This window comes from Pseudomonas thivervalensis (assembly GCF_001269655.1).
GTDB classification, from domain to species: domain Bacteria; phylum Pseudomonadota; class Gammaproteobacteria; order Pseudomonadales; family Pseudomonadaceae; genus Aquipseudomonas; species Aquipseudomonas thivervalensis.
The window spans coordinates 351,794-377,203 of sequence record NZ_LHVE01000007.1 but is presented as its reverse complement, the minus strand read 5'-3'; the positions used below and the strand labels follow the sequence as shown (position 1 = coordinate 377,203).

19 protein-coding genes are annotated in these 25,410 nt (G+C 61.1%); 9 read left to right on the top strand and 10 right to left on the bottom strand.

Going from position 1 to position 25,410, the window contains the following annotated elements; all coding sequences use genetic code 11:
• The first annotated feature begins 128 nt into the window (after positions 1–128).
• The 4 genes from AD659_RS09490 (at position 129) to AD659_RS09475 (ending at position 9,150) form a co-directional block, all read left to right on the top strand.
• Positions 129–1,457, top strand: coding sequence for a deoxyguanosinetriphosphate triphosphohydrolase (locus tag AD659_RS09490; RefSeq protein ID WP_053120521.1), 1,329 nt, complete (start codon positions 129–131; stop codon positions 1,455–1,457).
• A 371-nt stretch (positions 1,458–1,828) separates the two neighbouring features.
• Positions 1,829–2,455 (top strand): response regulator transcription factor, encoded by a 627-nt coding sequence (locus tag AD659_RS09485; RefSeq protein ID WP_042730435.1) that lies wholly within the window; start codon positions 1,829–1,831, stop codon positions 2,453–2,455.
• Positions 2,456–2,463: 8 nt separating this feature from the next.
• Positions 2,464–6,084: a transporter substrate-binding domain-containing protein gene (locus AD659_RS09480; RefSeq protein WP_053120519.1), complete on the top strand. Its 3,621-nt coding sequence runs from the start codon at positions 2,464–2,466 to the stop codon at positions 6,082–6,084.
• A 117-nt stretch (positions 6,085–6,201) separates the two neighbouring features.
• Positions 6,202–9,150: an HD domain-containing phosphohydrolase gene (locus AD659_RS09475; protein WP_053120517.1), complete on the top strand. Its 2,949-nt coding sequence runs from the start codon at positions 6,202–6,204 to the stop codon at positions 9,148–9,150.
• Between the two features lie 131 nt (positions 9,151–9,281).
• Here AD659_RS09475 and AD659_RS09470 read toward each other — a convergent pair whose 3' ends face one another.
• Both AD659_RS09470 and AD659_RS09465 read right to left on the bottom strand, forming a co-directional pair.
• Positions 9,282–9,764: a GAF domain-containing protein gene (locus AD659_RS09470; RefSeq protein WP_053120515.1), complete on the bottom strand. Its 483-nt coding sequence runs from the start codon at positions 9,762–9,764 to the stop codon at positions 9,282–9,284.
• Complete coding sequence (locus AD659_RS09465; protein ID WP_053120513.1) at positions 9,761–10,651, bottom strand: ATP-binding protein; 891 nt, start codon at positions 10,649–10,651, stop codon at positions 9,761–9,763. Before AD659_RS09465 ends, AD659_RS09470 begins: the two co-directional genes overlap by 4 nt.
• Positions 10,652–10,814: 163 nt before the next feature.
• Between AD659_RS09465 and AD659_RS09460 the strand changes: the two genes are divergently transcribed.
• Positions 10,815–13,136 (top strand): hybrid sensor histidine kinase/response regulator, encoded by a 2,322-nt coding sequence (locus AD659_RS09460; protein ID WP_053120510.1) that lies wholly within the window; start codon positions 10,815–10,817, stop codon positions 13,134–13,136.
• On the opposite strand, the gene AD659_RS09455 is transcribed toward AD659_RS09460, so the two are convergent.
• The 3 genes from AD659_RS09455 to msrB form a co-directional block, all read right to left on the bottom strand.
• Entirely contained in the window at positions 13,120–13,581 is a 462-nt protein-coding gene (locus AD659_RS09455) for a MarR family winged helix-turn-helix transcriptional regulator (RefSeq protein WP_053120508.1), read from the bottom strand. The two genes, AD659_RS09460 and AD659_RS09455, sit on opposite strands and share 17 nt — an antisense overlap.
• Positions 13,578–14,063 (bottom strand): glutathione peroxidase, encoded by a 486-nt coding sequence (locus AD659_RS09450; protein ID WP_003199416.1) that lies wholly within the window; start codon positions 14,061–14,063, stop codon positions 13,578–13,580. Before AD659_RS09450 ends, AD659_RS09455 begins: the two co-directional genes overlap by 4 nt.
• Before the next feature lie 256 nt (positions 14,064–14,319).
• A complete protein-coding gene (gene msrB, locus AD659_RS09445; protein WP_053120506.1) occupies positions 14,320–14,712 on the bottom strand; it encodes a peptide-methionine (R)-S-oxide reductase MsrB in 393 nt (130 codons plus the stop codon).
• 220 nt (positions 14,713–14,932) lie between these two features.
• Between msrB and AD659_RS09440 the strand changes: the two genes are divergently transcribed.
• Positions 14,933–16,144, top strand: a complete 1,212-nt coding sequence (locus tag AD659_RS09440) for a pyridoxal phosphate-dependent aminotransferase (RefSeq protein WP_018603142.1) — start codon at positions 14,933–14,935, stop codon at positions 16,142–16,144.
• A 300-nt stretch (positions 16,145–16,444) separates the two neighbouring features.
• Complete coding sequence (htpX, locus tag AD659_RS09435; RefSeq protein ID WP_003183732.1) at positions 16,445–17,332, top strand: protease HtpX; 888 nt, start codon at positions 16,445–16,447, stop codon at positions 17,330–17,332.
• 191 nt (positions 17,333–17,523) lie between these two features.
• On the opposite strand, the gene AD659_RS09430 is transcribed toward htpX, so the two are convergent.
• Entirely contained in the window at positions 17,524–18,177 is a 654-nt protein-coding gene (locus AD659_RS09430; protein ID WP_053120504.1) for a thiopurine S-methyltransferase, read from the bottom strand.
• Between the two features lie 102 nt (positions 18,178–18,279).
• Here AD659_RS09430 and AD659_RS09425 point away from each other — a divergent pair, with 102 nt between their 5' ends.
• Positions 18,280–19,047 (top strand): DODA-type extradiol aromatic ring-opening family dioxygenase, encoded by a 768-nt coding sequence (locus tag AD659_RS09425; RefSeq protein WP_053120502.1) that lies wholly within the window; start codon positions 18,280–18,282, stop codon positions 19,045–19,047.
• 215 nt (positions 19,048–19,262) lie between these two features.
• Here AD659_RS09425 and AD659_RS09420 read toward each other — a convergent pair whose 3' ends face one another.
• Positions 19,263–20,936 (bottom strand): DEAD/DEAH box helicase, encoded by a 1,674-nt coding sequence (locus tag AD659_RS09420; RefSeq protein ID WP_014337279.1) that lies wholly within the window; start codon positions 20,934–20,936, stop codon positions 19,263–19,265.
• A gap of 488 nt (positions 20,937–21,424) precedes the next feature.
• Complete coding sequence (locus AD659_RS09415; RefSeq protein ID WP_053120500.1) at positions 21,425–22,180, bottom strand: spermidine synthase; 756 nt, start codon at positions 22,178–22,180, stop codon at positions 21,425–21,427.
• A gap of 141 nt (positions 22,181–22,321) precedes the next feature.
• Between AD659_RS09415 and AD659_RS09410 the strand changes: the two genes are divergently transcribed.
• Complete coding sequence (locus tag AD659_RS09410; RefSeq protein WP_053120498.1) at positions 22,322–23,668, top strand: class II 3-deoxy-7-phosphoheptulonate synthase; 1,347 nt, start codon at positions 22,322–22,324, stop codon at positions 23,666–23,668.
• 134 nt (positions 23,669–23,802) lie between these two features.
• Here the strand turns inward: AD659_RS09410 and AD659_RS09405 are convergent, their stop codons facing one another.
• Both AD659_RS09405 and AD659_RS09400 read right to left on the bottom strand, forming a co-directional pair.
• Entirely contained in the window at positions 23,803–25,032 is a 1,230-nt protein-coding gene (locus AD659_RS09405) for a winged helix-turn-helix domain-containing protein (RefSeq protein WP_053120496.1), read from the bottom strand.
• A gap of 64 nt (positions 25,033–25,096) precedes the next feature.
• The gene (locus tag AD659_RS09400; RefSeq protein ID WP_053120494.1) at positions 25,097–25,315 is read right to left on the bottom strand and encodes a DUF1127 domain-containing protein; all 219 of its coding nucleotides are present in this window, start codon (positions 25,313–25,315) and stop codon (positions 25,097–25,099) included.
• Positions 25,316–25,410 lie beyond the last annotated feature (95 nt).

Here is a 25,410-nt window from a genome sequence, read left to right as displayed (position 1 = left end):
CAGTCCAGCGGGAGCAAGCTCCCTCGCCACAGGGATATGTATCGGTCTGCACAGGTCTATAGGCCTTGCAGGCCGCCCCACGAACCGGGAAGCTAGGGCAACGACCTCATCGAACGGAGCAACCGGCCTTGGATTGGCAAACCCTGCTGACTCGCGAACGTCTCGGAAAACCGCTGCACAGCCCGCAAGAGCTGGGCCGGAGTCCCTTCCACAAGGATCACGACCGCATCATCTTTTCCGGCGCCTTCCGCCGCCTCGGACGCAAGACGCAAGTGCATCCGGTGTCCAGCAACGACCACATCCATACGCGCCTGACCCATTCGCTGGAAGTCAGCTGCGTCGGGCGATCCCTGGGCATGCGCGTGGGAGAAACCATTCGCAATGCCCTGCCTGACTGGTGCGAGCCAAGCGACCTGGGCATGGTGGTGCAATCGGCCTGTCTGGCCCACGACATCGGCAACCCGCCGTTCGGTCATTCCGGCGAGGACGCCATTCGATATTGGTTCCAGCAGGCCGCCGGGCGTGGTTGGCTTGATGCCATGAGCGAAGCCGAACGCAACGACTTCCTCAACTTCGAAGGCAACGCTCAAGGCTTCCGCGTTCTCACCCAGCTTGAATACCATCAATTCGACGGCGGAACCCGGCTCACCTATGCCACCCTCGGCACTTACCTGAAATACCCCTGGACCGCCCGCCACGCCGATTCGCTGGGCTACAAGAAGCACAAGTTCGGCTGCTACCAGAGCGAACTGCCGCTGCTGGAGCAGATCGCCCACAAACTGGGTCTGCCGCAGATCGAGGATCAACGCTGGGCACGGCATCCACTGGTGTACCTGATGGAGGCCGCCGATGATATCTGCTACGCATTGATCGACCTGGAAGACGGCGTGGAGATGGATCTCCTGGAATATCCCCAAGTGGAATCACTGCTCCTGGACCTGGTGGGCGACGATCTTCCAGACACTTACCGGCAGCTTGGGCCGCTGGATTCGCGGCGGCGCAAACTGGCGATCCTGCGGGGCAAGGCCATCGAACACCTGACCAACGCCGCCGCCCGGGCATTTGTCGAGCAGCAGGAAGCATTGCTTGCCGGCACGCTGCCCGGGGACCTGGTGGAACATATGCATGGCCCGGCAAAACGCTGCGTGTTGAATGCCAAGGACATGGCGCGCCGGAAAATTTTCCAGGACAAGCGCAAGACCCTGCATGAAATCGGCGCCTACACCACGCTGGAAATCCTGCTCAACGGCTTTTGCGGCGCCGCCCTCGAACAGCACGGCGGCCGCACGCCTTCGTTCAAGAATCGGCGCATCCTCGACCTGCTGGGGAACAATGCGCCTGACCCTAACGGCCCGTTGCATGGCGCGTTCCTGCGCATGATCGATTTCATCGCCGGCATGACTGACAGCTACGCCAGCGAAATGGCCCAGGAGATGACCGGCCGCACGCGTCAATAATAGGCGTGGGGTCGACGGTGTGCTGCATCTGGCACAAAACCCACAGGGGGGGCGGTGCATATGGAATTTTTAGCGCTGCCCCCCAGGAGTTGAAACAGATAAATAGATGTATGACTTACGCAAACCTCGATTAAAACGCTTCCTTTGTTTGCACAAACAACACAGCCAAAGAAATATCCCTTCACACACTGCCAACACGTCCCTCTCTTTATTGTCGTCCACCTACTAAAAAACCGATTACATCGTAATATCTTGCCTCTTTTTTTGTAGGAAACTTCTGAAATTGAAGTTGCATACCCGTCTCTTCGTACGGCCTGGCCTGTAAGTGGGCTAAGGTGCGCGCTTTATTCAAGTTCGCAGGGTAATTATTCATGAACTCCGTTTTCATTGTCGACGATCATCCGGTCATCCGCCTTGCCGTTCGCATGCTCCTGGAACATGAGGGTTATAAGGTCGTAGGAGAAACTGACAACGGCGTCGATGCGATGCAAATGGTACGCGAATGCATGCCAGACCTGGTTATCCTGGACATCAGCATCCCCAAGCTTGACGGACTGGAAATTCTTTCGCGCTTCAACGCCATGACCACTCCGCTCAAGACGCTGGTGCTCACGGCGCAATCACCGACGCTCTTCGGTATCCGATGCATGCAATCCGGTGCCTCGGGTTACGTCTGTAAACAGGAAGACCTCAGCGAACTTGTCAGCGCGATCAAAGCGGTGTTGTCCGGCTATAACTACTTCCCCAGCCAGGCGCTGAACCCGATACGCCCGGATGACCCACGCAGTATAGAGCTGGACCTTTTCAAAAGCGTCAATGACCGAGAGTTGATGGTACTGCAACTTTTTGCCCAGGGTCGTACCAACAAGGAAATAGCCAAGGGAATGTTTCTCAGCAATAAAACTGTCAGCACTTATAAAAAGCGGCTGATGCAAAAACTCAAGGTCAAGTCCCTGGTCGAGCTGATTGAAATGGCGAAGCGCAACGCGCTGGTGTGAGAAACAGGATGCTCAGACGCATAACGGAATATTTCCTGTTGATCAGCGCAGCACTCTATACAGGAGTGCTCGCGGCGACACCGGATGCGCCCGTGCAGTACACGCTGCTGGGCCGTTCCGCTACGGCTCATGCCGAGATCCGGCTGGATGACATTCACCGCGCCTGGCTAAGAAACCGGCATGAACTGGTCCTGGGAACTTCCGCACCGGATTACCCGCCCTTCGATCTTTCCGCCAGCGGGCACGACTACGAAGGCCTGACCGCCGACTATGCCGGCATTATCGCCAAGGTCACCGGCCTGCCCATGAAAGTCCTGCGCTTCGGCTCCCGCGAGGCGGCCTTGGCGGCACTCAAGGAGGGGCAAATCGATATGCTCGGCACGGCCAACGGTTTCGAGGCCCGCCATCCCGATATCGCGCTGTCGACGCCATACGCCGTGGACCAGCCCGTTCTCGTCACCCGAACCCATGAAAGCCAATCCCTGACTGACGATCTCCAGGGGTTGCGACTGAGCATGGTCTATCACTACCTGCCGCTGCGGGAAATTGAAAAGCTCTACCCCAAGGCGCTCATCACCACCTATCCGTCCTACCAGAACGCTATCAATGCCGTCGCCTTTGGCCAGGCCGATGTGTTTCTCGGCGATACCCTTTCCACTCACTACATGATCAACAAGGGTTACTTGAGCAATATCCGCATGGCCAGCTTCGGCAGACATGAATCCTACGGCTTCGGTTTCGCCGTACGACGTAGCGACACCCGCTTGCTCGAAGTCATCAACGCTACGCTGAACCAGGTTCCCATTGCCGAACAGGCGGCCATCTCCAAGCGCTGGAGTGCCGGCAGCGACCTGTACCTCACAGACCATCGGGTACAACTGACCGACCGCGAGCAACGCTGGCTGGCCCGGCACCCGGTGGTTCGGGTGGTGGTCAACGAAACCTCCGCGCCCTTCACCTTCTTTGATGCGGACGGCGATCTTCGCGGCATCAGCGCCGACCTGCTGGAGCTGATCCGGCTGCGAACCGGCCTGCGCCTGGAGGTCCAGCGCCGTCAGAACGACAGCGAGATGATTGCCGCGGTGCTGAACGATCAAGCCGACGTGATTGCCGCACTTTTGCCCAGCAATGAACGCCAACTGCAGTTGAAATTCAGTCGTCCCTATGTCGACAGTTCATTCGTCCTGCTGACGCGCAAGCAGTCCGACACGCCCACGACACTCGATCAGTTCGGCCATGCCAGGCTGGCGATCGCCAAGGGCAATCCGGTCATTGAATGGCTTCGCAGCCAGTACCCAAGCATCCAGATCATCGAAACGGACGGCCCCTTGCGTGCCGTGGAAATGCTCGCCCATGGCCAGGTCGACGGCAGTGTTAACTCGCAAGTGATGGCCAACTACTTCATCTCCTCTTATGCGTGGCGGGACAGGCTGCAAATCAGCAGCACGGTGGGTACCCAACAAGCCATGTTCGCGCTGGCCACGGCCAGGCACGCCACCGAACTGAACAGTATCCTCGACAAGGCCCTGACCAGCATCGACCCCGACGAACTGGGCGTCATCAACAACCGCTGGCGCGGTTACGTCTCGCCCTCGGAGCATACCTGGCGCACCTATAACCGCCTGTTCTTCAAGGTCGTCGCGGGCGTCGGCCTGTTGCTGCTGCTTTCCCTGGCGTGGAACGCCTACATGCAGCGCCAGATAAGGCAACGTCAACGGGCCGAACTGGCCCTCAATGATCAACTCGAGTTCATGCACTCGCTGCTCAACGGCACCCCGCACCCCATTTATGTAAGGGATCGCAACGGCATCCTGCAAAGCTGCAATGACAGCTACCTGGAGGCGTTCGACGCCAGACGCGAAGACGTCATCGGCAAGGATTTGATGCCGGGCGCCATGAGCAACGCATTCGAAGCGCAGGAGTACCAGGCGGACTACCAACGCGTCATGGCCGAAGGCACCGCGCTGATCGTGGATCGCCCCCTGCACATCGGGGACAGGAAACTGACGATCTATCACTGGATCCTCCCCTACCGAAACTCCGCCGCCGAAGTGCAAGGCATCATTGGCGGCTGGATCGATATCAGTGAGCGGCGCCAACTGTTCGAGGAACTGCGCGCGTCCAAGCAACGGGCCGATGACGCGAACCGCGCCAAGAGCACGTTCCTGGCCACCATGAGCCATGAAATCCGCACCCCCATGAACGCTGTGATCGGCATGCTTGAACTGGCCCTGAAACACGCCGACAAGGGCCACGTGGATCGCTCGACCATTGAAGTCGCCTACGAGTCGGCGTCCGGCATGCTCGAGCTGATCGGCGATATCCTCGACATCGCCCGCATCGAATCCGGCCATCTGAGCCTGGCCCCCGAACGAGCCGATCTCAGGGCTCTGCTGCAATCGGTCATACGGGTATTCGAGGGGGTGGCCCGGCAGAAAAACCTGGCATTGTCGCTGCAATTCGACATAACCCAGGGCAGCCCTGTCGTCTTGATAGACCCGTTGCGATTCAAGCAGGTGCTGTCGAACCTGATCAGCAACGCCCTCAAATTTACCGAGCAGGGCCAGGTCGTGGTGAAGGTGCAGTTGTCTCCGACCGATCAGAACGACGTGCTGCAAATGCACCTGGAAGTCAACGACAGCGGCATCGGCATCGACCCGGCAGACCTGCAACGCCTGTTCGAGCCTTTTGCCCAGGTCGACAATTCCAGCCGGATGGCCCGCAAGGGGGCGGGACTGGGACTGGTGATCAGTCGTAACTTGTGCCGGATGATGGGCGGCAGCCTGCACATGAGCAGTCGACCCGGTTTTGGCACCCAGGTCCAGGTCCGCCTGCAACTGGCCGTCCTGTCGGCGGCACCGGTTGGCGTCCCACTTGAACCGGTCATCGAAACGGCCCAAGCCACGTTGAACGTCCTGATCGTGGACGACCACCCCGCCAACCGCCTGCTGATGTCCCAGCAATTGGAATACCTCGGCCATCACTACCAGGTTGCCCATGACGGTGCCCACGGGTTTGAAGTCTGGCAAAAGGGCCATTTCGACCTGGTCATTGCCGATTGCAACATGCCCATCATGAGCGGTTACGACCTGGCCCGCTCGATTCGTCGCGATGAGGCCCAGCAGCAACGGTCGCCCTGTACCCTGCTGGGGTTCACCGCCAACGCCCAACCCGAGGAAAAACAACGCTGCCAGGACGCCGGAATGGATGACTGTCTGTTCAAACCGATCAGCCTGAGTGCCCTGAGCCAATGGATCAAGACAGTCAAGCCCAGCGGCCCTCCAGCGGCTTTCAGCGTGCACAGCCTACAGGCACTGACCGGTGGCGACCCGACGTCCAACCGGCGCCTGCTGGCTGAGTTGCTCAGCAGCAGTCGCTCGGATCGCCAGGAGCTGCTCGCCGTCGCCCGGGGTGGGAACCGTCAAGCGTTGACCGAAACGGCGCACAAGATCAAAGGCGTGGCCCGCATCGTCCAGGCGACCTCGCTGATCCAGCGGTGCGAGGCGCTGGAGCAGGCGTGTCATCAGGCACAGGCACCGGAACGAATCGGCGCCTGCATCGACGCCCTCGACCGCGCCATGAGCGAACTGGAGCACGCCCTGAAAACGGAGATCGCCAAGGCAGAATAACCCAGTGTTTACTATGCTATTCGCTCAGCAGTGCGTACCTGGGGGGTTCTCGATCGGTTTCCCTTGCACGCGGGAACACCTATCGAGAACGCCCCCCTGACACTTGGAGTGACTGCAATGCCCAGCGCACCGCGTCCGGACAAACGCCGGTTCCCCCTGCACGTCCACATCAGCGTGATGTTTACCCTGCTTTTGTTGTTGACCGGGGTGGTGCTGGGTATTTTCAACTATCGGCAAACCACGCAAATCATCCTGTCCAGCAGTGAGAAACTGTTCAACCGCATTGAGCAGGAGGTGCGCCTGGACTTGTACGACACCTACGAACCCATCCGCCACCTGTTGAGCCTGCTGGCCGACTACCCGGCGACACGCACACCGCAGATGTCGCAACGCCTGGCCCTGCTCGTGCCCTTCAGCCAGGCACTGCGGGACAATCCGAACCTGGCGTCGTTGTACCTGGGCGATCAGCGCGGCAATTTCCTGATGGTCCGGCCATTGCGCACCCCAGCCCTGAAAACCGCCCTGCAGGCGCCCGCCGAGGCGGCCTACCAGGTCTGGACCGTGGAGCGCGCCACCGAGCCAGGCCCGGTCCATGCCCAATCGCTGTTCTACGACGAGAGCCTGACACTCATCGATCGCCGGGACATCGCCGACGAAACCTACGACCCACGCAGCCGCGGCTGGTTTCGCAGCGCCGTCGGCAGTACCGAGCAGATCACCACCGAGCCCTACGTTTTTTTCTCGACTCATAATGTCGGCACCACCCTGGCCCGGCGTAGCGGCGAGCAAGCGGTCATCGGCGCCGACCTGACCCTGGCGGCCCTGTCCCAGACCCTGGCCAAGCACAAGGTGACCACCGGCACCGAGATCGTCTTGCTCGATCCCAAGGGCAACGCCGTGGGTTATCCCGACAGCGACCGGCTGCTCGCCGACGCCCAGTCGGCGCGCCTGATCAAGGCCCACGATCTCAGCCCGGCCATCGCCGCCGTCCTCGACGACAACGCTGACACGACCCGCCTGGAAGCGGCCGGACGCCGATGGATCGTTTCACGCAGCCACATGCAGGAAGGCGGGCCCCAAGGCCTGGAGCTGGCATTGCTGGTCCCTGAGGATGAGCTGCTGGACAACGCTTATCGCATGCGCTGGCAAGGCGCACTCATCACCCTCGCCACCCTGCTGCTGTGCCTGCCCCTGGGCTGGCTGACGTCCAGGATCCTGGTCAAGCCCTTGCGCGAACTGGTGCAGGAGGCCGACGCCATTCGCAGCTTTGACTTCAACTACCCAGTGTCCCGCCGATCCCCGGTGCTGGAGGTCGATCAGCTGAGCGTCTCGATGGCGCGCATGAAAGAGACCCTGGCGAGTTTCTTTGAAATCACCGCCAGCCTGCGCGCCGAAACCCGCTTCATCCCTTTGCTGGAGCGCGTGTTGTTCGAAACCGTGAAAATCGGCCAGGCCCAGGCCGGCCTGATCTACCTGCGCGAGAACGACGACAATCGGCTCAAGCCCTATGGATTGGTGATCGATGGCTCGCCCAGGGACCTCGACACCTTCCGGTTGCGCAGCCATGAGCTGCAGGCCGGCGACAGCCCGCAATGGCTCCAGCAACTGGCCGTCTCGGACAATCTGGTGACCTCCCTGGGCTTCGAGCAGGCGGCCGACCTGCAAGGCATCTTGCGGGCGCTGGACTCGCCCCGGGTCCACCTGATTGGCATCCGCCTGCGAAATCGTCACCAGGAAACCGTCGGCGTGTTGGTGTTGCTGATCACCGACAGCGGCACCGAAGCCGACCTGGAAAAACTCCAACCTGACCGCATCGCCTTCCTCCAGGCCGTGTCCGGCGCCGCCACCGTAAGCATCGAGGGCCAGCGCCTGCAAGCCAAGCAAAAGCAACTGCTGGACGCCTTCATCCAACTGCTGGCCGGCGCGATCGATGCCAAGAGTCCCTACACAGGCGGCCATTGCCAGCGGGTGCCGGTCCTGACCCTGATGCTCGCCCAGGCCGCCGCTGCCAGCCAGGCGCCGGCATTCGACGCTTATCGGCCCACGGAGGATGAATGGGAAGCCCTGCACATCGCTGCCTGGCTGCACGACTGCGGCAAGGTCACCACCCCTGAATACGTCGTCGACAAAGCCACCAAGCTGGAAACCCTGAACGACCGGATCCACGAGATACGCACCCGCTTCGAAGTGCTCAAGCGCGACGCCTGGGTCGATTACTGGCGGGCCATGGCAAGCGGCGGCGACTCGTCATCCCTGGCGCAACAGCGTGACGCGACATTGACAGCCCTGGATGCCGACTTCGCTTTCGTCGCCCGCTGCAACCTGGGCTCCGAAGCCATGGCCGAGGCCGATCTGCAACGCCTTCAATACATCGCGCAACGCCCGTGGACCCGCACCCTCGACGATCGCCTGGGGGTTTCCTGGGAAGAAAACCGGCGCCAGGCACGCACGCCCAAGCCGACGCTACCGGTCACCGAGCAGCTGTTGGCGGACAAGCCCGAGCACCTGTTCGAGCGCCACGCGGCCGAACTGATCCCGGCGGACAATCCGTGGGGCTTCCAACTCGATGTACCGGCGTGGAAATACAATCGCGGCGAGCTCTACAACCTGAGCATCACGCGCGGCACGCTGACCCGCGAGGAGCGCTACGTCATCAATCATCACATGGTGCAGACGATCCTGATGCTCAGCCAGTTGCCCTTCCCCACCCACCTGAGCAATGTGGCGGAAATCGCCGGCGGGCATCACGAGAAGATGGACGGCAGCGGTTATCCCAAGCGCCTCAAGCGCGAAGAGATGAGTCTGCCGGCACGCATGATGGCCATCGCCGACATTTTCGAAGCGCTGACGGCGGCTGACCGGCCCTACAAGAAAGCCAAGAAACTGAGCGAGGCCCTGGGCATCATGGCCACCATGTGCCGTGACGCCCATATCGATCCCGAGCTGTTCGGGCTGTTCATCGAGGAAAGGATCTACCTGAGCTACGCCGAGCAGTTCCTCGACCCGCAGCAGATCGATGAGATCAACCCCGACAGCCTGCTGGTCAAGGCCGGGTTGAAGGCATGAAAGCCATCCCTGTAGGAGCTGACGAGCGAAGCGAGGCTGCGATCTTTCCCCTAACGATTGAATCCCAAGCGAAAGATCAAAAGATCGTCCGAACGCGGCCCGAGCCTTCGCCAGCTCCTACAGGAAGCGAGTCAGCAATCTGTCAGGCGCAGGAAGATCGCGGCCAACGCTTCAATGCCGGCCTGGTCATGCTCGCTGAAACGCGCCAGTTTCGGACTGTCCAGGTCGAGCACGCCGATCAGGCGCCCGTCCTTGACCAGCGGCACCACCAGTTCGCTGTTCGACGCGCTGTCGCAGGCGATGTGCCCAGGGAAGGCATGGACATCTTCGACGCGCTGGGCCTGCCGGGTCGCCGCCGCCGTGCCGCAGACACCGCGGCCGAAGGGAATCCGCACGCAGGCGATCTGGCCCTGGAACGGTCCCAAGACCAGTTCTTCATTGCGATTGAGGTAAAAACCAGCCCAGTTCAGGTCTTCCAGTTGAGTGAACAGAAAGGCCGAGAACTGCGCAGCATTGGCGATGAAATCACGCTCATCGGCCAGCAAGGATTCCAGCTGTGCCGATAACAAGCCGTAGCCATCGAGGCCTTCGCCAGCAGTGTTCAAATCGATCATGCCTTGTCCTCCAACAATTTCAGGCCGACCCAGTAACGGGCAAACTGATAAGCGCAACGTCCGTTGCGGTTGCCGCGACCGGTTGCCCAGCGCACTGCCAACACATCCAGCGCTTCGTCACGCTGCCAGGCCAGCCCGGCCTTGGCCGCCAATTCGCCGATCCAGTGCTCCACGACGTTGAGGAAGTGCTCCTGGGTAAACGGATAAAACGACAGCCACAAGCCAAAGCGGTCGGACAAGGCGATCTTGTCCTCCACCGCTTCGCTGGGGTGAAGCTCGCCGTCGACCCGCTTCCAGTTCTCGTTGTCGCTTTCCTTTTCCGGCACCAGGTGGCGGCGGTTGGACGTGGCATACAGCAGCACGTTGTCCGGTGCCTGCTCCAGCGAGCCGTCCAACACACTCTTGAGTACGCGGTAATCGCCTTCGCCAGACTCGAACGACAAGTCATCGCAGAACAACACGAAGCGCTGTGGCAGCTTGGCAACCTGCTCGACCACCCGGGGCAGGTCCGCCAGGTGATCGCGTTCGATCTCGATCAACCGCAGGCCATGCTGGGCATGTTCGGCCAACAGGGCCCGCACCAGGGACGACTTGCCGGTGCCACGCGAGCCCCAGAGCAAGGCATGGTTGGCGGGCATGCCATCGATGAACTGCCGGGTGTTGCGGCCCAGTTGTTCGACCTGGCGATCCACGCCGATCAGGTCCGACAGGCGCATGTCGAGGCTGACTTGCAGCGGCAACAGGTAGCCGCTGCGCCCGTCACGCTGCCAGCGGGCGGCCAGGGTCTGGGTCCAATCGATGGCGGGCCGGGGCGCCGGCAGCAAAGGCTCGATCCGGGCCAGCACGGCATCGGCGCGCTCAAGAAAAGCATTCAATCGCGAGTCCACGTCTTCTCCTCGGACAGGTTCACAGTAATGATGGCGCTCCAGCAACGAAACGCCGTATCCAATGGCGGGTCTACTTCACACAAAACCAACCGGTCGCACCGGTATTCAGAGATGATCAGCTATGCTTGACCGGCGAAGGGAAACGTAAGTGGTTCATCACTCAATGGACATCCGATTCACCCAACGGCTTTCCTATAAGCAGGCCCGCCTGACCGTCCTGGTAGGCTTCGTGCTGGGCACCTTGCTCAGCCTGATGCAGATCGGCATCGATTATGCCAGCGAAGACGCATCGATCAACCGTGAAATCCTGTCGCTGCTGGAAATCAGCCACAACCCGGCCTCGCGCATCGCCTACAACATCGACGCCGAACTCGCCCAGGAATTGTCCATGGGCCTGTTGCGCTCACCAGCCATCATCGGCGCCGAGCTGATCGACAACAACAATACCGTGCTGGCCAGCGTCAAGCGGCCCGAGCTGCAAAGCAGCTACCGGTTCATCAGCGACTTCCTGTTCGGCGCCCAGCGGCAGTTCGAGGACCGGCTCTACCTGGATCACTTGCCCAGCGAATCCCTGGGCATACTGCGACTGGACGTCGACACCTATGCGTTCGGCAGTCGCTTCCTGCGCCGTGCCGAGGTCACCTTGCTCAATGGCTTCGCCCGCAGCCTGATCCTGACCGGCCTGCTGCTGGCGCTGTTCTACGTGATGCTGACCAAGCCCCTGGTGCGGGTTATTCGCGAGCTGAGCAGCCGCGACCCGAGCAGCAGCGAACAGAACCGCCTGGAATGCCCTTCCGGCCATCAGTCCGATGAAATTGGCGTGCTGGTGTCCGTCGCCAACCAGCAGTTCGAAAATATCTCCACGGAAATCCAACAGCGACGCACAGCCGAAAATCGCCTCACCGAATACCTGGCGCAACTGGAGAACATCGTCTCGGCACGCACCGCTGAACTCAAGGCCATCAACACCCGCCTCAGCCAGTCCAACGAGGAGCTGGAAGTGGCCCGGCGCACGGCCCTGGACATGGCCGAAGCCCGCTCCGCATTCCTGGCCAACATGAGTCACGAGATCCGCACCCCGCTCAACGGCCTGCTGGGCATGATCGCCCTGTCCCTGGATGGCCCCCTGACGGCGGAACAACAGCAGCAGCTCTCGATTGCCCATGACTCGGGCAAGGTTTTGGTCGAGCTGCTCAACGACATCCTCGACCTGTCGAAATTCGACGCCGGCCAACTGGAGCTCGAACGCATCCCGTTCGACCTCGGCGCCCTGGTGGAGGACACCGCCAACCTGCTTTCCCAAAATGCGGCCCCCAGTGTCGAGTTGGCTTGCCTGATCGAGCCGCAGTTCCCAACGCAAGTCATCGGCGACCCAACCCGGGTGCGCCAGATCGTCAGCAACCTGCTGTCCAACGCACTGAAGTTCACGCGCTTCGGCCGGGTCGATGTGAAGTTGAGCCATTACGACGGCGGCGTGCGAATCGAAGTCTGCGACACCGGTATCGGTATTCCCCAGGAAGCCCAGGCGAGAATCCTGCAACCGTTCACCCAGGCCGGTGCCGGGATTACCCGCCAGTTTGGTGGCACCGGGCTGGGCCTGGCGTTGACCTACAACCTCTGCGAAGCCATGCAAGGCCGCTTGACGATCAGTTCCGAAGCTGGCTTCGGCAGTCAGTTCTGCGCAGACCTGCCGCTGCCCTGCCATCTTCCGGCAACGCCGGTCGAACCGTTGCGCGGCAACGTCGTCGCCATCACCGCCAGCAGCAGCGGCCTGGCCGAGTTGCTGGGCATGTTATTACCGGGATGGGGCCTGGATTATGTGCAGCGCTCCATCGATGACGGACTGCTGGGGCTCAAGCCTGACGTATTGATCACCGACTGCCCGGAATGCCTGTTCAACCTGCGGCCAACCTTTGACGCACCGATCCTGCTGGTGACCGCCTACGGCAGCTTCATGCCCGGCGAAGAAGCCGCCGCCCTCACCCCGCTGATACAACAGGCCCGACCGCTGGCACGCCATGCGCTGTACCAGATCCTGCGGCGCGCCATGCAAAGCGAGGCGACCACCATCAACGAGGCACAGATCGAAACCCTGGCACCGTCCAGGCGTGGACGGGTGCTGCTGGTGGAGGACAATCCGGTCAACCAACTGGTGGCCAAGGGCATGTTGGTGAAACTGGGCTGCGAAGTCACCGTCGCGGCCCACGGCGTCGAAGCCCTGGATCAACTGGAACAACGGGTATTTGACCTGGTGTTGATGGACTGCAACATGCCGGTGATGGACGGTTACGAAGCCAGTCGGCAGATTCGCCGCAGCGGACGCTGGTCGGACCTGCCGATCGTTGCGCTGACGGCCAACGCGATGCCCGAGGAACGCGAGCGTTGCCGGGCGGCTGGCATGAACGATTACCTGTCCAAGCCCTTCCGCCGCGAAGAACTCGCGGCCGTGCTGGATCAGTGGGTGCCGACTACGTCAGCGCTTTGATCTGGCCCAGCAGATGATCGAGACCGTCTCGCAACGCGCCCAGGCGGTCCAGGTCGACACCGCTGTCGCATAGCAGGCGGGCCTTGAGCGGAGCAACCTGTTCGCGCAAGGCTCGCCCTTTAGCCGACAGGCTCAAGTGCACTTCCCGCTCGTCCCGGGCAGAACGCTGGCGCTGGACCAGGTCCAACTGTTCCAGGCGCTTGAGCAGTGGCGTCAGCGTGCCGGAATCCAGCAGCAAACGCTCTCCCAGGGCCTTGACCGTCGGCTGTGGCGGGGCCGTGTCCTGCCATTCCCACAACACCAGCATCGCCAGGTATTGCGGATAGGTCAGGCCGAGCTGATCGAGCATCGGCTTGTAGCCGCGGATCACCGCACGGGAAGCGGCGTACAGCTTGAAGCACAACTGGCTGTCGAGCTTCAGCGAATCGGCTGACAGGTCATTCATTTGAGCAGCGCTTCGATCTCGCCGGTCAGGTCCTGGGGTTTGGTGGTCGGGGCAAACCGCTTGACCACCTGACCGTCCTTGCCAATCAGGAACTTGGTGAAATTCCACTTGATGCCTTTGGACCCCAACACCCCGGGGGCCCGCTGTTTAAGCTGGACGAACAGCGGATGGGCGTTGGCGCCGTTGACTTCGATTTTCTTGAACAGCGGAAAACTCACGCCGAAGTTCAGTTCGCAGAACTCGGTGATCGCCCCTTCATTCCCCGGCTCCTGCTTGCCGAACTGATTGCAGGGAAAGCCCAGCACCACCAGGCCCTGGTCCTTGTAGGTCTGCCACAACGCCTCAAGCCCCTTGTACTGCGGGGTGAATCCGCACTGGCTGGCCGTGTTGACCACCAGCACCGCCTTGCCGGCGAAATCGGCGAGGGTCTTTTGCTCACCCTTGATGGTGGTGCACGGGATGCTCAGCAGGTTGTCGCTCATGGCAAGGCTCCGAAAACGTATAGGACAGGCGACGAAAATAGCGAACAATTCAATTGTGTGCAATTTAATTGCCCGAACCCATGCTGCAGACCGCCAGGCCCTTGTGGCGAGGGAGCTTGCTCCCGCTCGGCGGCGCAGCCGTCGTAAACCGACCGACGCGGTCTTTCTGAAAAATCGCGCCAAGCCGTTTTGGGACGGCTGCGCCGCCCAGCGGGAGCAAGCTCCCTCGCCACAGGGGGATTGTGGTGAACAGTCCCTAGCGGGGCACCAGATCCAGGCACACCGAGTTGATGCAGTACCGCAGCCCCGTGGGCGGCGGGCCGTCGGGGAAGACGTGGCCCAGGTGAGCATCACATTTGGCGCAGACCACCTCGGTGCGAACCATGCCGTGGCTGACATCCCGCACCTCCACCACCGCGCTGCCTTCGATCGGCGCGTAGAAGCTCGGCCAGCCACAGCCCGAATCGAATTTGGTCTGCGAGTCGAACAACGGCTCGTTGCAGCAGATGCAGTGGTACACGCCATCGGTCTTGGTGGCGTTGTATTTACCGGAGAATGGCCGCTCGGTGCCCTTCAGCCGACAGACGTTGTACTGCTCCGGATCGAGCATGGCGTGCCATTCTTCAAGGGTTTTCTGCAACTTTTCCATCGTCCTACCTCGGCAATTGAAAAAGCCCGATCCGACGCTTTTCCGCAGATCGGGCGGCACGTATGATTGCGCCTCGTCAGACGCCAGTCTGGCAGTCACGTCATGCGCATTCAAACGGATTGTGGCGCCTATACCGCGTCAGGCCTGGGCACAGACGCAGGATTCCCAGTACGGTAGTTCATACGCCGCCTGGATCGTTCATTTTCGGGAACACATCGCCATGCAGGTCAGCAAATCGAACAAGCTCGCCAACGTCTGCTACGACATTCGCGGCCCGGTGCTCAAGCACGCCAAACGCCTGGAAGAGGAAGGCCATCGCATCCTCAAGCTGAACATCGGCAACCCGGCCCCCTTTGGTTTCGAAGCGCCCGATGAAATCCTCCAGGACGTCATCCGCAACCTGCCGACCGCCCAGGGCTACAGCGACTCCAAGGGCTTGTTCAGCGCGCGCAAGGCCGTGATGCAGTACTACCAGCAGAAGCAGGTCGAAGGCATCGGCATCGAGGACATCTACCTGGGCAACGGCGTGTCCGAGTTGATCGTGATGTCCATGCAGGCCCTGCTCAACAACGGCGACGAAGTCCTGGTGCCGGCACCGGACTATCCGCTGTGGACCGCTGCCGTGAGCCTGTCCGGTGGCAACCCGGTGCATTACCTGTGCGACGAACAGGCCAACTGGTTTCCCGACCTGGCAGACATCAAGGCCAAGATCACGCCCAATACCAAGGCCCTGGTGATCATCAACCCGAACAACCCGACCGGCGCCGTGTACTCCCGGGAAGTGCTGCTGGGCATGCTGGAACTGGCCCGCCAGCACAACCTGGTGGTGTTCTCGGACGAGATCTACGACAAGATCCTCTACGACGACGCCGTGCACGTGTGCACCGCCTCCCTGGCGCCGGACCTGCTGTGCCTGACCTTCAACGGCCTGTCCAAGTCCTATCGGGTCGCCGGCTTCCGCTCCGGCTGGATCGCCATTTCCGGGCCCAAGCACCACGCCCAGAGCTACATCGAAGGCATCGACATGCTGGCCAACATGCGCCTGTGTGCCAACGTGCCGAGCCAGCATGCGATCCAGACGGCACTGGGCGGCTACCAGAGCATCAACGACCTGGTCCTGCCCCAGGGCCGGCTGCTGGAACAGCGCAATCGCACTTGGGAACTGCTCAACGACATTCCCGGCGTCAGTTGCGTCAAGCCGATGGGCGCGCTGTATGCCTTCCCGCGGATCGACCCGAAGGTCTGCCCGATCCACAACGATGAAAAATTCGTCCTCGACCTGCTGCTGTCCGAAAAGCTGCTGGTGGTCCAGGGGACCGCATTCAACTGGCCATGGCCGGACCACTTCCGCGTCGTGACCCTGCCACGGGTCGATGACCTCGACCAGGCCATTGGCCGGATCGGCAACTTCCTCAAGTCTTACCGCCAATAAACAAACAGCGTGCGAGGCACCTCACCTCGCACGCTGTTTGATTCAGCAACATATCCGTTCGGCCAGCTCCGCCAGCCCTTCTACACTGGGGACTGGACGGCTGACGTGCACCCCGGCTCAACGTTCACGGGGTGCGGGCGTCGAATTTCTTTTCCCCTGTCACTTTCAGAAAAGTCTTTCAAACATTTAGGACGGCTGTAGGACACAGTTTGAAATAGTCGGCGAGTTGAATAGCCTGCGGCAGCACCTTATATACCCCGCATAACGCTACATCTTTAGCATGAGGAGATTTTCACAACCATGATGCGCATCCTGCTGTTCTTGGCCACTAACCTGGCGGTCGTGCTGATTGCCAGCATCACCCTGAGCCTCTTTGGCTTCAACGGGTTCATGGCGGCCAATGGGGTTGACCTCAACCTCAATCAGCTGCTGATCTTCTGTGCTGTGTTCGGTTTCGCCGGTTCCCTGTTCTCGCTGTTCATCTCCAAATGGATGGCGAAGATGAGCACCGGCACCCAGATCATCAGCCAGCCGCGCACGCGTCACGAACAATGGCTGCTGCAGACCGTCGAGCAGTTGTCTCGCGAAGCCGGTATCAAGATGCCGGAAGTCGGGATCTTCCCGGCCTACGAGGCCAACGCCTTCGCCACCGGCTGGAACAAGAACGACGCCCTGGTCGCTGTCAGCCAGGGTTTGCTCGAGCGGTTCTCGCCCGATGAAGTCAAGGCCGTACTGGCACACGAGATCGGCCACGTTGCCAACGGCGACATGGTGACCCTGGCGTTGATCCAGGGCGTGGTGAACACCTTCGTGATGTTCTTCGCCCGGATCATCGGTAACTTCGTCGACAAGGTGATCTTCAAGAACGAAGAAGGCCAGGGCATCGCCTACTACGTGGCGACCATCTTCGCCGAGCTGGTCCTGGGCATCCTCGCCAGCGCCATCGTCATGTGGTTCTCGCGCAAACGCGAATTCCGTGCCGACGACGCCGGTGCACGCCTGGCCGGCACCAGTGCCATGATCGGCGCCCTGCAGCGCCTGCGTGCCGAGCAAGGCTTGCCGGTGCACATGCCCGACACCCTGAATGCCTTTGGCATCAACGGTGGCATCAAGCAGGGCCTGGCTCGCATGTTCATGAGCCACCCGCCGCTGGAAGAGCGTATTGACGCACTTCGTCGTCGGGGCTGATAGGTAACTCAAAAGAAAGCCCGCAGTAATGCGGGCTTTTTCTTGTCTGCTCATTTGTGTACTGCCCGAACTGACGCCATCGCGAGCAAGCTCGCTCCCACAGGCGATCTTCAGTGGACACAGACTTCTGTCCACAACCGATCAAATGTGGGAGCGAGCCTGCTCGCGATGGGGCCATCTCAACCGACACATCAACGGCTGGAAATCCGATACACCCGCTCATCCAGCCGCTTCACACCCGCCTGCAAGAACTTCCAGCTCTCCCCCAACACATCCTGCTCCTGCAATACCTCCAGCCGCCAGGCACTTCCCAGCAGCCGCTGCACCTCATCATCACCAACGGAAAACGGTGGGCCAGGCATTTCATCCTGGTTGTAATCCAAGGTAATCAACAAGCCGACCCCGTCGGGCAAAATCTTCTGCAGATGGGCCGCGTACCGTTCCCGCATCGGCACCGGCAAGGCGATCAACGCTGCGCGGTCGTAAAACCCCGTGCAATCGGCCACCTCCTTCCGATCCAGAGCAAAAAAATCACCGCAGCGAATCTCGATATCACCGGCACGGAACACCCTGAAAGCACCCTCTTCGCTCATCACCGGCTCAAGCTGATGCTCAAGGAAAAAATCACTGGCGGCTTTCTCCGACAACTCCACGCCCAACACCGAATACCCTTGATCGGCAAGCCACAGCAGATCCAGGCTTTTGCCGCACAACGGCACCAGCACCCGACTGCCCTGGGCCAGCCCCAGTTGCGGCCAGAAACGTTGCAGGTAGGGGTTCACCTCCGGCAAGTGAAAACCGATCTGGTTCGATGACCAGCGCTTGTGCCAAAACTCAGGCTCCATGATTCGCTCCAAAAAATCGATCAAAACGGGCTAAAACTTATATTAGATTTAGATCATAGACCTGACGGAAGATGATTCATCTTAACGCTCAGGAGTCCGTTCATGCTGCCCAGCCTGTTTATCTCCCATGGCTCACCGATGCTCGCGCTGGAGCCCGGCGCCAGCGGCCCGGCACTGGCCAGCCTTGCCGCTCAATTGCCCACGCCCAAGGCCATCGTCATCGTCTCCGCCCATTGGGAAAGCAACGACTTGTTGGTCAGCGCCAATCCGCAGCCGCGTACCTGGCACGATTTCGGCGGTTTTCCACCGGCGCTGTATGAGGTGCAGTACCCCGCGCCTGGCAACCCTCAACTGGCAGCGCACGTAGCGGAGATGCTCAACGCCGCGCACCTGCCGGCTCGCCTCGACCCGCAACGGCCGTCCGACCATGGCGTCTGGGTCCCCTTGTCGTTGATGTATCCCGAGGCCGACATTCCGGTGGTGCAAGTTTCCCTGCCCAGCCACCAAGGACCGGTGTTGCAGACCCAGGTCGGCCAGGCCCTGGCGAGCCTGCGCCAGGAGAGCGTCCTGCTGATCGGCTCCGGCAGCATCACCCATAACCTGCGCGACCTGGACTGGAACGCTGGCCCTGACAGCATCGAGCCGTGGGCCAAGGCTTTTCGCGATTGGATGGTCGAGCAACTGGCGGCCAACGACGAGCCTGCGCTGCACGATTACCGCCGCCAGGCGCCCAATGCCGTACGCAGCCACCCCAGCGACGAGCATTTGTTGCCGTTGTATTTTGCCCGGGGTGTCGGTGGAAAATTCAGTGTTGCCCATGCGGGGTTCACGATGGGGACGCTGGGGATGGACATTTATCGGTTTGACTGATTGACCGAGTCGATCCAATCGCGAGCAGGCTCGCTCCCACAGGGGAACTTGGGTGACGATAGGTTTTGTGTTCACAACAGATCGAATGTGGGAGCGAGCCTGCTCGCGATGGGCCTCCACACCACTCTCCCTGATCGAACACCAAACGCCAGGCAAAAAAAATCCCCGAACCAGTCGGGGATTTTTCATGTTCGATCAATCAGCCCGAGAGCCGATCAATCTTCGCGGTAGCGACGCAGCTTGAGCTGCTTGCCAGCCACGCGGGTGTCTTTCAACTTGGTCAGCAACTTCTCCAGACCATCTTCTGGCAGCTCTACCAGGCTGAAGCTGTCACGCACCTGGATGCGACCGATCGCTTCGCGAGCCAGGCCGCCTTCGTTGAGGATCGCACCCAGCAGGTTCTTGGCCGCGATACCATCACGGGCACCCAGCGCAGTACGGCAGCGCGCACGGCCTTCAGCCAGCGGGATCGGTGCGCGACGCTCGCGATCACCACGGTCTGGACGGTCACCGGTGCGCTCAGGACGATCGCCACGCGGTGCGTTGTTCGGCACCAGGGGACGTTCCTTCTCGATTGCAGCCAGGTTCAGCGCTTGACCGTTGGTGGCCTTGCGCAACAGGGCGGCGGCCAGGGCACGTGGGGTGCAACCGATGTCGGCGGTCAGGCGATCGAGCAGATCTCCGTGGGTCGATTCGGCGTCAGCCACCAGTGGCGACAGGCTGTTGGTCAGTTTCTTGATGCGCGCATCGAGAACGGCCTGGGCGTCCGGCAGGCGAACTTCAGCCACCTTCTGGCCAGTCACACGCTCGATCACTTGCAGCATGCGGCGCTCACGCGGGGTGACCAGCAACAGTGCGCGACCTTCGCGACCGGCACGACCGGTACGGCCGATACGGTGAACGTAGGATTCCGGATCGTACGGCATGTCCACGTTGAACACGTGGGTGATGCGCGGAACGTCCAGGCCACGGGCAGCGACGTCGGTCGCCACAACGATGTCCAGGCGGCCATCCTTGAGGGAGTCGATCACGCGCTCACGCTGGTTCTGGGCAATGTCACCATTCAGCGCAGCGGCTTTGTAGCCTTTGGCTTCCAGGGCGCTGGCCAGGTCCAGGGTCGCTTGCTTGGTGCGCACGAACATGATCAGGGCGTCGAAGTCTTCCACTTCCAGCAAGCTGAGAACGGCGGAAGTCTTCTGGTCGGCGTGAACCAGCAGGTGAGCCTGTTCGATCGCGGTGACGGTCTGGGTCTTGGTCTGGATCTTCACGTGTTGCGGATCGCGCAGGTGGCGCTCGGCAATGGCACGAATCGATTGCGGCAGGGTGGCCGAGAACAGGACAGTCTGGCGAGTCGCTGGCAGAGCCTTGAAGATGACTTCCAGGTCATCCATGAAGCCCAGCTTGAGCATCTCGTCGGCTTCGTCGAGAACCAGGTGGTTCACGGTAGCCAGGACTTTTTCGTCACGACGCAGGTGGTCGCACAGACGACCCGGAGTGGCGACAACGATCTGTGCGCCATTACGGATGGCTTTCAGTTGTGGGCCCATCGGGGCGCCGCCGTAAACGGCCACAACGGTAACGCCAGGCATCTGCTTGGAGTAGGTTTCGAAAGCGGTGGCTACTTGCAGCGCCAACTCACGGGTTGGCGCCAGGATCAGGGCTTGCGGTTCGCGCTTGGCAGGATCGATGCGATGCAGGATCGGCAGGGCGAACGCAGCGGTTTTACCCGTACCGGTTTGCGCCTGGCCAATCATGTCGTGGCCGGCCATGATGATCGGGATCGATTGCTGCTGAATCGCCGAAGGTTCTTCGTAGCCAGTCGCAGTGACGGCAGCAAGAATGTTCGGGTTGAGATTAAAAGCGGCGAAGCCGCCGGTTTCCTGGGTCATGGGTCTGCCTCTAAGTGCATCCGCAAAGACCCATGCTCCAAAGCTGCGCATGCCGTGTTGAGACTCAAGAGTCGCCCTGGCTGCTTTGTCGGCGGGGATTTGCGAAAACGAATGAATGGAAAAAGAACGTCGTGGAAGCATCCGTTGTGCGGACATGCAACCGAAGCTGACTTCGGAGAATTGCGCTACCTTGACGCGGCCCGGCTAAAGGCCGGCGCGCACTATACCGGAATTCGCCCGAAAAGGGAGCTTTTTTTATTGCCAAGCCTTGTCATGGGGCTCACCGTCGCAAGCCTTGGAACAGCCGGCTAAAACGGTTCATCTCCAGACGCCTTCGCCCTTGTGGCGAGGGAGCTTGCTCCCGCTCGGCTGCGAAGCAGACGCCTGGGTTGAGATCTGAAATCGAAGGGGGCCGCTTCGCGACTCAGCGGGAGCAAGCTCCCTCGCCACAGGGGAACTCACTCGTCATAAGGATTTGGCTTCCCTGATCACGTCGCCGGGCGAATGGCCTTGATCAACGACTGCAACGAATAACCCAGCCGCGGTGCCAGCCCTTCGGCCCTGGCGACCAGTCCTTGCAGGTCCAGCTCCTGGTCCAGGTCCGCCGGCACGATCAGGATCACGTTGCCCTCTTTCACCGGCAGCTCCCAATAATGCCGGTGGTACAAGCCACGCAGCAGCGCCGCGCCCAACGGCTTGCCGTCGTCGGTGGCCCATTGGTTGATCACCAGCCAGCCGCCCGGGTTGAGGCGTTTCTGGCAGTTTTCCAGGAACCCCCAGGCCAGGTGCCCGACACCAGGGCCGACGTCGGTATAAAGGTCGACAAAAATAAGGTCCGCCGGCTCCGCCGTTTCAAGCAACTCCAAGGCATCGCCAACGCGGATATACAGTCGCGGATCGTCATCCAGCCCCAGGTATTCAATGGCCAGGCGCGGCACGTCGGGCCGCAGCTCGATGGCCTCGACGTCTTCCAGCGGCAGGAACTTGAGGCAGGCCTGGGTCAGCGTACCGGCGCCCAGCCCCAGGAACAGCGCACTTTCCGGCTGCTCGTGACACAACGCCCCGATGAGCATGGCGCGGGTATAGTCGTATTCGAGCCAGCTCGGATCGGCTGTGAACACGCAGCTCTGCTCGATGGCATCGCCAAACTCCAGAAACCGGTAATCGGCCACTTCGAATACGCGAATCATGCCGAACTCGTCGTGCACCTCGGCGAGCAAATGCTCGACGCGCTCCTCTGTCATTTCATCTCCTGATGATTGCCGTGCCGGCTGAGCCTGCGTATACGGGACAAAAGCGCGATTGTCCGCGAAGCAAGCGGAACAGGTCACGCACTAATTTGCTGATAACATGGCCCTCCGAGCGTAAACCACCTAGAGATCATGATGAGCCAACCCTGGAGCCCCGACAGCTGGCGCGCCCTGCCGATCCAGCAACAACCCCGCTACCCCGACGCCGCGCACCTGTTGCAGGTGGAGCAGACCCTGGCCAGTTATCCGCCATTGGTGTTTGCTGGTGAAGCCCGGGAGTTGCGCCGTCAGTTCGCCGAGGTGACCCAGGGTCGCGCGTTCCTGCTGCAAGGCGGCGACTGCGCCGAAAGCTTTGCCGAGTTCTCGGCGGCCAAGATCCGCGACACCTTCAAGGTGCTCTTGCAGATGGCAATCGTCATGACGTTTGCCGCCGGCTGCCCGGTGGTCAAGGTCGGGCGCATGGCCGGACAGTTCGCCAAGCCGCGCTCGGCCAACGACGAAACCATCGACGGCGTGACCCTGCCGGCCTACCGGGGCGACATCGTCAACGGCATCGGTTTCGACGTAAAAAGCCGCGTACCGGACCCGGAGCGGTTGCTGCAGTCCTACCACCAGTCCACCGCCACCTTGAACCTGCTGCGCGCCTTCGCCCAGGGCGGGTTCGCCGATCTGCACCAGGTGCACAAGTGGAACCTGGACTTCATCGCCAACTCGGCCCTGGCGGAAAAATACAGCCACTTGGCCGACCGTATCGACGAAACCCTGGCGTTCATGCGCGCCTGCGGCATGGACAGCTCGCCGCAACTGCGCGAAACCAGTTTCTTCACCGCCCACGAAGCGCTGCTGCTCAACTACGAAGAAGCCTTCGTGCGCCGTGACAGCCTGACCAACGATTATTACGACTGCTCCGCCCACATGCTCTGGATTGGCGATCGCACCCGTCAGTTGGACGGTGCCCATGTGGAATTCCTGCGTGGGGTGAACAACCCGATCGGGGTCAAGGTCGGCCCGAGCATGGACCCGGACGACCTGATTCGCCTGATCGACGTGCTCAACCCAGACAACGATCCCGGCCGGCTCAACCTGATCGCCCGGATGGGTGCCAACAAGGTCGGCGAGCACTTGCCGCCGCTGTTGCGCGCCGTGCAGCGTGAAGGCAAGCAGGTGCTGTGGAGCTCCGACCCGATGCACGGCAACACCATCAAGGCCAGCAGCGGCTACAAGACCCGGGACTTTGCGCAGATCCTCGGTGAAGTGAAGCAGTTCTTCCAGGTCCACGAAGCCGAAGGTACCTACGCCGGCGGGATTCACATCGAAATGACCGGGCAAAACGTCACCGAATGCATCGGCGGCGCACGGCCGATTACCGAAGACGGGCTGTCGGACCGCTACCACACCCACTGCGACCCGCGGATGAACGCCGATCAGTCGCTGGAACTGGCGTTTTTGATTGCCGAGACGTTGAAGCAGGTGAGGCGCTGAGCCAGACAGTTTTGTAGTGCCTGGCCTATCGCTTTCGCGAGCAAGCCCGCTCCCACATTGGACCGAGTCGGTCACTGATTTTGTGAATCCAACAGATCCTTTGTGGGAGCGGGCTTGCTCGCGAAATGGCCAGTTCAGTCACCACTTGACTGAGCTAATGCCTGGGCCAACCGCACCCCACCCTCCCGCCGGCAATTGAGCTGAACCCGCTCCAACCCCAGCCAGTCGGCCATGCGCCGCAGATTCCCTGCCAAAGCCAGCATCCCCTCCTCATCCAACCCCGGCGCCTCCTCGTGCACGGCATGCACCGCCAACTGACCCAAGGCCCGCTCCGCCCGCAAGTCCACTCGCGCCGCAATGCGTTCGTGGTGCAGGAACGGCAGCACGTAGTAGCCGTACACCCGCTTGTGCACCGGGGTGTAGATTTCGAGGCGATAGCGAAAATCAAACAACCGCTCGGTACGGCCACGCTCCCAGACCAGCGAATCGAACGGCGACAGCAAGGCACTGGCGGCGACCTTGCGAGGGGTTTTCACCGCGGGTCGGCACCAGGCCGGTTGCTTCCAGCCCTGCACCTGGCAGCGCAGCAGTTCTCCGGCTTCCTCCAGCTCGGCCAGGCGCCCGCGACAGTCGGCCAGGTCGAGGCGAAAGTAGTCGCGCAGGTCTGTCTCGGTGGCGATACCCAAGGCGTCGGCCGCATGCACCAGCAAGCCCCGTTGGGCTTGGGCCTCGTCCGGCAACGGTTGCTGCAGGATCGCGGCCGGCAGTACCCGTTCCGGCAAATCGTAGAGCCGCTCGAACCCGCGCCGCCCCGCCACCGTGACTTCGCCCGCGGCGAACAGCCATTCCAGCGCATGCTTCTCCGCGCTCCAGTCCCACCACGGCCCGGCCTTTTTCTTGCGCGTAGACAAGCTGCCTGCGCCAAGGGCGCCCTGTTCCTGGACTGCGGCCAGGACGCGGCGAATGACATCCTGGCGTTCTTGGCCGAAACGCGCCAATTGCTGATAAATCCCTTCGCCACCCGACGCCCGATCCATGCGCCAGCGCATCAGCGGATACATCGACATCGGCAACAGCGACGCTTCATGACCCCAATATTCGAACAGCGTGCGACGTCGGCCCTGGCTCCAGGCAGCTTGATCGAGCAATTCGCGATTGTAGTGACCGAGGCGGGAGAACAGAGGGAGGTAATGCGAGCGCACCAGCGCATTGACGGAATCGATCTGCAGGACGCCGAGGCGTTCGATCAGGCGGTTGAGGCGCGAGGGTTGCACCGAAGCTGGCGTTGGTCGCCCATCGAATCCTTGGGCGGCCAACGCCATACGTCGGGCCTGTTTGAGGGTAAAGGACACAGTCGCGGGCATGGAGATCTCCTTGTCTGCTCGCAACCTACCTCACCAATAAGGGTTTTGTGTAGGAAAGGATGGCTCATTTGTGCATGGGGTCATCCCAGAATGGCCGAACCACTTCCTGCTCCACGTCGGCACGACTCACGCCGATGTCCTTGAGCGCTTCGTCGCTCATGCCGGCCAGCAGTTCGCGCTCATGGTGCAATTCGTACCAGCGACTAAACTTGTGCAGCAAGGCGCTGATGGAAAAGCCGTGGGAGAGTTTGTCGATCAGTAGATAACCTTTTTGACCTTTCATCGTGATGTCCTCCGTTGGGGATGGCTCAAGTCTCGCGCTAACGCTAAGATCAATCCAACGAATGTTTCTTATGCAATACATCTCGGAGATTGATC